The sequence below is a fragment of the Micromonospora palythoicola genome (genome assembly GCF_036689795.1).
GTDB classification, from domain to species: Bacteria; Actinomycetota; Actinomycetes; order Mycobacteriales; family Micromonosporaceae; genus Micromonospora; species Micromonospora palythoicola.
In genome coordinates, this window is the sequence record NZ_JBAGKI010000047.1 from 38,546 (window position 1) to 47,196 (window position 8,651).

5 protein-coding genes are annotated in these 8,651 nt (G+C 72.2%); 2 read left to right on the top strand and 3 right to left on the bottom strand.

Annotated elements, in window-relative coordinates; genetic code table 11:
* The first annotated feature begins 6 nt into the window (after window positions 1-6).
* Window positions 7-426: a VOC family protein gene (locus tag V5O40_RS19790; protein ID WP_332906853.1), complete on the top strand. Its 420-nt coding sequence runs from the start codon at window positions 7-9 to the stop codon at window positions 424-426.
* Window positions 427-496: 70 nt separating this feature from the next.
* Here V5O40_RS19790 and V5O40_RS19795 read toward each other — a convergent pair whose 3' ends face one another.
* The 3 genes from V5O40_RS19795 to V5O40_RS19805 form a co-directional block, all read right to left on the bottom strand.
* Entirely contained in the window at window positions 497-1,741 is a 1,245-nt protein-coding gene (locus tag V5O40_RS19795) for an endonuclease/exonuclease/phosphatase family protein (protein ID WP_332906854.1), read from the bottom strand.
* 226 nt (window positions 1,742-1,967) lie between these two features.
* Window positions 1,968-3,188, bottom strand: coding sequence for a TolB family protein (locus tag V5O40_RS19800; RefSeq protein WP_332906855.1), 1,221 nt, complete (start codon window positions 3,186-3,188; stop codon window positions 1,968-1,970).
* Window positions 3,189-3,711: 523 nt separating this feature from the next.
* Window positions 3,712-8,088, bottom strand: coding sequence for a S8 family serine peptidase (locus tag V5O40_RS19805; RefSeq protein WP_408631910.1), 4,377 nt, complete (start codon window positions 8,086-8,088; stop codon window positions 3,712-3,714).
* Window positions 8,089-8,377: 289 nt separating this feature from the next.
* Between V5O40_RS19805 and V5O40_RS19810 the strand changes: the two genes are divergently transcribed.
* Window positions 8,378-8,593, top strand: coding sequence for a hypothetical protein (locus V5O40_RS19810; protein WP_332906857.1), 216 nt, complete (start codon window positions 8,378-8,380; stop codon window positions 8,591-8,593).
* The last annotated feature ends 58 nt before the right edge of the window (window positions 8,594-8,651 follow it).

Here is an 8,651-nt window from a genome sequence, read left to right on the forward strand (position 1 = left end):
TCGGGCATGACGATGAACGCGATCAGCCGCTCCCAGATCTACGTCCTCGACCAGGACGAGGCGCTCGACTTCTACATCGGCAAGCTCGGCCTGGAGCTGAACACGGATCAGGACCTCGGCTTCATGCGCTGGCTCACGGTGAACATCCCCGGCGACCGGCAGCGGGAGATCCTGCTGGAGAAGCCGGGCCCGCCGAATCTCGACCCGGCCACCGCCGAGCAGGTCCGCGAACTGCTCACCAAGGGCGCCGCGGGTGGCTTCCTCTTCATGACCACCGACGACGCCCACAAGACGTACGAGGAGCTGGTCGCCAAGGGGGTCGACATCACCGACGAGCCGATGGAGCGGCCGTACGGCATCGACTTCGGCATCCGCGACCCGTTCGGCAACCGGATCCGCATCGGGCAGATGTTCGAGCGTTCGTGACGTACCGGGACGTCGGGCGAGGCGGCCAGCCCCGCCCGACGCATGACCTTGTTCGCTATGCCGGACGGAGCTACCGCCGCAGGTCGAGCCAGACCAGCCGGTGGTCGGAGGTGGGGAAGCCGCCCGGCAACGCCGGATCGTAGTCGCCGACCAGCCGGAACAGCGGGTCACCCGGCACCGGCCAGAAGATCCCGGTGGACCGGACCGGCAGCCCCCGACTCGGCAGCAGGTAGTCGACCCGCAGGTTGCCGGGGCTGGTGTCGGCGAAGTCGGCGGTGTCGAACCGCGGCGCCCCCCGGTGGTCGAGGTTGGCTCCGCCCTGTCGCTGGGCCGCCGCCGCGCCGCCCGCGCTGGCCGGCACCACCCGGTCGTTGACCCGGGGATGGTCGAGCAGTTGCCGCGCCGCGCCGGGCAGGCTGTCACCGTCGTACGGGTCGGAGTTCAGATCCCCGGCGATCACGAAGGCCGCACCCGGCCGCAGCCCGCCACGCCGCCCGGCGTCGTCGTAGATGTAGCCGGCCCGCCGCGGCGAGACGTAGTCGGCCCAGAAGCGGATCTCGTCGTGGTTGCGCCGGCCGTTGCGGTCCTCCGGCCCGTCGAAGACCGGCGGCGTGGGGTGGCTGGCCAGCAGGTGCACGGTACGACCGGGCAGCCGGACCGGCAGATCCCAGTGGCTCTTGGAGGACAGCCGCACGTCCGCCAGCTCGGCGGGCGAGTACCAGTCGGCCGGCTCGGGGGTGTTCGGGTCGTCGGGCAGCAGCGCACCGGGCATGTCCCGCCAGCGGAACGTCTGGAAGGTACGCACCCGGGCCAGGTCGATCGGGTACGCCGAGTAGACCGCCATGCCGTACTGGCCGGGGAAGAGCCCGAAGCCGTAGGCGTCGTCGGGCCCGCCGACGGTCCCGTCGTTGTTGAGGTCGTGTCCGGAGGGCACCCCGGTGTTCGACGGTGCCGCGTAGCGGTACGGGTAGCGGATCGCCCGGGTGCCGTTGCGCGGTACCGACAGGTAGTTGTCCTGGAACAGCGTAAGCGCCTGCCCGGACGGGTCGTGGTCGAACTCGTTGATCAGCAGCACGTCGGGGCGTACCCGCTGGATCACCTCGGCGACGTTGGCGGCCTGCGCGTTGTCCCGCCCGGACAGGTCGGCGACCAGCCCGCCGGCGACGCCCCGGTTCAGCGAGGCGTTGAAGGTCGCCACGCGCAGCGTGCTCGGTTGGCCCCTACCCGCGCTGGCCGGTGACGCCACCACGACCGCCGTCGTCGCGGCGAGCAGCGCCGCTGTCACCCCGGGGCAGACCGTTCGGCTCGCACCCATCGACACCCTCCCATTCCACGATCAACGATCGCCACGCTACCGGGACCAGCATGACGCCGGAGTGAACCGTGGTCGACGATCAACCGCTGCTCAGGATGATCCTGTTCCGTGCAGCGCGGCCGAACCGCCTCGTGGTACCTGCTGGCGGCCAGTGACAGCCCGGCGGTGAACGTCGGCACGTTCACGCCTCTCACTGAGCTCAGGAAATCGGCCGGACCTTTGCCGGTCAGCAGGTGCGCATGCAGCGCAGGTAGAGGTGTTGGCGACCATCGCCCGGGTCGACGCCCAGGTCCGTGGCGTTGGACATGAAGACGATACGGCTGCCGTTACCCGAGGGGGCTCCGAAGAAGCTCTCGTTGTTGCCGGTGGTGCCGTTGCTGGTGGTGCTGACCGCGGTCGTCCTGCCGGTGTGCAGGTCTCGCACGAAGACGTCACTGCCGTTGCCGTTGACATCGCGGGCGACGAGGTCCGAGGCCGACGAGTAGTACGTCACGTAACGGCCACCGGCCGCGATCCGCCCCCAGCTGCTGTAGCTGTTGCCCGCGCCGGTGCCCCGGCGGTTGGCGGTGGCCAGGGTGGTGGTGTCGGCGATCAGGTCGCGGACATAGACGTCGCCGGTGCCGTTGGTGTCGGCCGGTACGTACGGATCGTACGATTCCCAGGTCACCTTGGTGCCGTCCCTGCTGATGCTCGGGTTCGTCCCGTCGGGGAGCGTGTCTCCGGTGGTCGGCACGTTGGCCCGGACCGTGGCACCGGACGAGCGGTCGTGGACGAAGATGCCGGTGTGGGTCCCGCCGTCGCCGATCCAGTCGCCGGAGCCGCTGAACACCACCCGCTTCCCGTCGCCCGAGATGGCGGCCTGGAACACCGAGAGGTTTGTGCCGCCATCGGCTTGCCGGCTGACCCGGGTGGTCCTGCCGGTCTGCATGTCGCGGACGAACGCGGCCTGGCCGGAGAGCGGAACCCCCTGGTCGTCCATTCCGGCGAATGCGGTCACGACAAAGGCAACGTAGCGGCCGTTGTCGGAGATCGTGGCACCGCTGCTGATGCCCCGGATCTCCCTGCCGCCAGCGAACACGCTGGCCCGGGTGGTCTCGCCGGTCTGTCGGTCGTGCACGAACACGTCTCGATCGTTGTTGGTGTCGTCGGGCACGAGGTTCGACGCGGACGAGGTGAATGCCACGTACCGGCCGTTCCCGGAGATCACCGCGGTGTACTCGGCCCAGTCGTTGGCCGGCTCCCCGTCCGGGCCACCGCTGACCAGCGTGGTGACGCCGGTCTGAGTGTCCCGGACGAAGATGTCCGTCTTGTCGTTGACGTCACCGGGAACGAGGTTGTCCGAGGTCGAGGCGAAGGCGACATACCGGCCGTCAGCGGAGATGTCCGAGCCACCGACCCCGCCGTTGCCGGGCGATCCGTCCGGCGCGACATCGACCAGAGTGATCATGGCCGGCTCGGCGGCGTGAGCGGGCGCGGACGCGAAAAACAGGACAAGGGCGCCTGCGGCGGCCGTACACGCGTTGGCTCTCAACGACTTGAGCATGACCGGGACTGCTACCGCTCCACACTCGACAACGATGTCCCGCGGCGATGCTCTGGTTCTGATCTTGGTGGGGGCCGGCGCCACCCCAGGGCCGCGCGCGCCCAGCTATATGCGGTTCTCGCACTCGGAGGCCGGGGGGTGGGCCCGAGGGTGGGGGCGGGGGGCTCCCCGCGGTCGCGCCCGCCCCCGCCCGCCCCCCCCCCCCGCGGGGGGGGCGGCGCGGCGGGGGGCCCCCCCCCCGGCGGCCCCGCCGCCGGGGGGGGGGCGCGCCCCCGCGCGGCGTGGGCCCCCCCCCCCACGACCGCCGGATGCAGCAGTACCCCTGAAACTGCCGGGACTTCCGGGCGAGGCGTTGCCAGGGGTGATGGCGGGGGTCGGGAGCGGGGCGCCGGCCCTCACGGGCCGGGGCCCCGCCGTGTTGGTCGGGTCAGATGCCGGTGGCTCTGGTGCAGGTGGAGGCGGGTTCCAGGGCGAAGTCGAGCGTGCCGACGATGCCCGCCTCGACGCGGTGGCGCTGCACCTGCGGCACCCAGCCGTCCTTGGCCACGATCACCTCGTAGCGGCCCTTCGGCAGCCACCAGGCGTAGCGGCCGTCGGCGCCGGCCGTGAGGGTCGTCCCGGTACCGGCCGAGATCAGATTCACCCGTACCGTCGCCGGGATGCCGACCGTGACTCCGCCGCAGGTGGTTCCGGTGACGGTGCCCCGGATCTTGCCCCAGCTGGCCGGCGGCGACACGTTCATCTCCACCGCCACCGGAGTCACCGGGTAGGGGCTGTCCGAGGCGATGGCGACCTCGCCCGCGTACCGGCCGGGTTGGGCGACGCCCGCCGCCTCGGTGGCGGTGAGGGTGACGGTCACCGTCCTCGACTGGCCCGGCGCGAGGGTGAACGTGGTCGGGGACGTGTCCAGCCAGGGCAGGTCCGCCTCGGCCGCGCAGAGTTCCAGACCACCGAGCCGCTCACTGTCCGCGCTGCCCACGAAGGAGGTGGGCGAACCACCGATCTTGTACGCGCCGCAGGCGGCGGCCCCGCGGTACCGGCTGAACCGGACGTTGGGCAGGTCCCGCCAGGCCCCGGCGACCGGGTCGAAGCCGACGGTGCGGTTGGTGACCGCCGTCGAGCCGTCGGTCACCCCGCCGGCCAGCACCAGCAGCCCGCCGGCGGCCGCGTACTGCGAACCCCACAGCTCCAGCGGCAGCTCCGGCAACGGACTCCAGCTGTCGGCGGCGGGGTCGTACCGGTAGGCGTCGGTGTACTCGGTGCTGCCCGTACCACCGGCGCAGTAGACCGAGGCGCCGATACCGCCGCAGGCCAGCCACGACACCGGGTGCGGGTAGGCGGCACCGGTGCTGAACGAGCCAGCCACCGGGTCGAACACCACGAGCCCGTCGCTGTCGGTGCAGGTGGCGTCGGCGCAGCCGCCCACCAGGTACACCTTCCCGCCGATCACGGCCGAGCCGGCCGCCGCGACCGGTGCCGGGTTGGTGACTCCCGGCAGGGTGCTCCACGTCCCGGCGGCCGGGTCGAAGACGTCGACCGTGGCCACGGTGGCGTCGTCCGCGCCCCAACCGCCGATCACGTAGAGCTTGCCGCCGACCGCCACCGCGGCGGGCTTGGAGCGCACCGTCGGCAGGTCGGGCAGCCCGGTCCAGGCGCCGGTGCCTGGGTCGTACACCCATGCCTTGCGCTCGGTGCCGGTGCCACCGCCACCGCCGACCGAGTAGATCTTCCCCTCCAGCCAGGCGGCGGCGTTGTCGAAGATCGCCGCCGGGAGCTTGGCGATCTCGGTCCACGCCTCGTCCTCGGCGACCGCGGCCGGCGGTGCCGCCCCGCCGTACGCGGTGCCGGTGCGCGCCTTGCTGATCCCCTTCACCTTCTGCTCCCGCAGCGGTGCGCCGTCGCGCCGGAGCAGGTCGAACTGGCCGGCGCGTTCCAGCAGGTCCACGCTGGCCGGGGCGGTGCCGGTGTTGCTGACCGTCACCCGGGTGGTGCGGGTGCTGCCGTACGGCTGATGTGACTCGATCGATGTCGGGCTGACCGTCAGCCGGCCGGCGGCGAGGGCGAAGTTTGCCCGTTTCACCCGGTCGGCGGTGACCGCCACCTGCTTGGTGACCGGTGCGTACGGGGTGCGCTCGGCGGTGAACGGATGGGTGCCGGTGAGCCCGGAGAACAGCCAGTAGAAGCCGTCCGGCTCGGCCGGATCCTGCGGCGTGGCCGCCGAGACCGCCCGGTCCTCGGGCCGGTGGTCGCTGGTCACCGTCACGCCGTTGAGCGGGTCACCGGTGTTGCGGTCGGTGGTGGTGCCGACCACCAGCCCACCGGGTACGGGCGAGCACTCCCGGTTGACCACCGACACGTCGTCGACCTGCCACCACCAGGCGAAGGTGCCCTTGAAGCGGAAGCGGACAAGTGCGGACGCGGCGTTCGCGGCCGGGTCGAGCGGTACCTCCTCGACCCGGGGACCACGGCGGCTGGCGGTCTGGTGCCAGACGTTGGTCCAGGTCTGTCCGCCGTCGGTGGAGACGTCGATGTCGGCGGTGTCGCTGATGCCGACGGCGCGCCAGTCGCTGCGGAACCGCAGCACCGGTGCGGCGGTCGTGGACAGGTCGATCGGCGGTGCGATCAGGTCGGTGTCCTGGGTGTTGCCGGAACCGAGGGCGTCGCTGTCGATGATGGCGAAGCCGCCGGTGCCGCCGGTGAGGTTGCCCCGGGAGCGGGGATCGTCGAAGACCCAGCCACCGGAGGCGGTGCGGTTCTCCACCCGCCAGCCGGGCGGTGCGCTCGTCGAGTCGAAGCTCTCGGTGAGCAGCGCCGTGCCGAACTGTGCCGTGTAGCCGGCGGCGGTGCACGCGGCGTCCACGGGTACCGCCACGTTGACCGTGGTGGCGTCGTCGCCCACGGCCACCTCGCGGGTGACGACGCGGTAGCCCGGATAGTGGGCGGTCACGGTCAGCCGGTACCCGGTGTTGCCGGGCAGGGTGACGGAGTAGCGGCCGGTCACCGGGTCGGTGAAGACCGGGTCGCCGGGCCGGCCCGCCACCTCGATCCTGGCGTACAACGGCCAGCCGTGCCCGGAACCGTCGGTGACCTTTCCGCTCACCGTGACCGCCGGGGTGGCCAGCAGGGCGAAGTCCCGGTCGACGGTGCCGCCGTCGGGCACCGTGACGGTCGCCGACTGGCTGGCGTAACCGAAGGCGCTCACCGAGAGGGTGATCTCGCCGGCCGGGACAGTGAGCGTGTACCGGCCGTCGGAGCCGGTGGTGGTGCTGCGGGTGCCGTCGGTCACCGTCGCGCCGGCCAGCGGGTCGTCGTCGCCCGAGTCGGTGACCACCCCGGTGACCCGGCCCACCGCTCCACGCGGTGCGTCCCGCACCGCCGCGTACGCGTCGAGCCGCCCCTCACCGAAGACGTTGTTGTCCGCCGGGGTGCCGCCGCAGGTGGTGGCGTCGACGTCGCGGGCCGTACCGTCCAGCAGCTCCTCGGTCGCGGCGAGGTCCCCGCGCAGGCCCGGTGCCGCCGCCCAGAGCAGTGCCACCGTCCCGGAGACGTGCGGCGCGGCCATCGACGTGCCGTTGAACGAGGCGTATCCGCCGTTGCGGACGCTGGAGCGGACGTTGCTGCCGGGCGCGGCGATGTTCGGCTTCAGCGGGTCGGTGCCGGAGCCGCGCCCGGAGAACCCGGCGATCACGTTGTTCACGTCGTACGCGCCGACGGCGTACGCGTTGGTGTAGTCGCCGGGTGAGCCGGCGCTGCCACAGGCCGGTCCGTCGTTGCCGGAGGAGAAGACCGGGAACATGCCGGCGGCCCGCCAGGCGGCGACTGTCTGCTGGTACCAGGGGTCGCCCCCGTCGCCGCCCCAGGAGTTGTTCACGATGTCGGGCCGCAGGTCCGGCCGGGGGTTCTGGCCGTTGGCGTCGGTGGGGGCGAGCACCCACTGGCCGGCGGCCAGCAGCGAGGCGTCGGAGCAGTTGTTCGACTCGCAGCCCTTGGCGGCGATCCACTTCGCACCGGGGGCGACGCCGATCTGGTTGCCCGCACCGTCGTCGCCGACCATGGTGCCCATGGTGTGCGTGCCGTGGTCGTTGTTGTCGCAGGGCGCGGTGCCGGTGCACACGCCGGCCGGGTCGAACCAGTTGTACGCGTGCTCGAAGCTGCCACCGCCGAGGTTGCCCCGGTAGGAGGCGACGAGGGCGGCGTGGTCGTAGCGCACGCCACTGTCGATGTTCGCCACCACGACGCCCTCGCCGCGGGTACCGAACTCGTCCCACACCCGAGGTGCGCCGATGTTGGTGAGGCCCCATTCGACCGCGGCGGTGCGCGCCCGAGTGGTCTCGGTCTCGGTGGGCCGGATCAGGGGGTAGCTGCGGCTCGGCTCGATCCGGGCCACCTCGGGTCGGCGGGCGATCTCGTCGAGCAGCGCCTTGTCGCCCTCGACCCGCACCGCGTTGGCGATCCAGTACGCGGTGTGCGGCACCTTGCGCTCGTCGAGCAGCGTCCGCAGGTCGCGTTGGGTACGGCTGGCCGTGGTGGTGAGCAGGCGGTGCACCTCGCCCGCCCGGGCGTCGGGGTCACGCAACCGGGCGGCCTGCGCCAACGGCGCGGTGTCGGCCAGATAGACCAGGAACGGTGCGGTCGACGTGGTGCCGAGCTGGTCGAGCAGCGCCGGGTCGACGGCGGCCCGGTGCGGTGCCGTCGGTTGGGCCGGCGCGGCGAGCGCCGGCTGACCGGTGACGCCCAGCACGGCGGCGGTCAGCACCGCCACTGCCCGCCAGCGTGGCGACCGGGTGGATGGTCGTGTGAACAATGGTCCTCCCCACGTCGTCGGTCCCGATCCGTTCGGGCCCGCACACCCGCGCGCCGCGACGCGGCGGCGCGGAGCGGCCGGGGCGATGTGGGTGGCCGGTGGTGGTGCCTCCGCCCGCTGAGAGTCATGCTCTTGCCCCGACCGGCGGTGATCAATGGAACGCGTCGGTCAGTACTCGGTCAGTGACGAGGCGCGATCCTGACCGTTAGGCTGAATCCGGGTGCCATCGGTGACCGTCACTGGCGATCGGTGGGAGTCGCAGGTCCGGGGTGCCCTGGGGGGAGGCGTCGTGTCCGGTACAGAATTTCCGATCCTGGTCTGCGTCAGCTCCGATGCCACCGTCCGGCAGCGGGTGGTGCAGCGGCTGGAGGGTGTCGGGCCGGTGGTGATCTGTGCGGACCTCGCCCAACTGCGGGCGATGTTCCCCGCTCCACCGACGGAGTCGGGCGGGTCGGCCGGCGAGCCGGCCGAGCGCCCCCCGGAACGTCCGGCGACCAGGGGGTAACTGGTGGTAGATAGGGCCGGGCACCAGGTCACCTGGCGCGGTGCACCCCTGGTGCGGA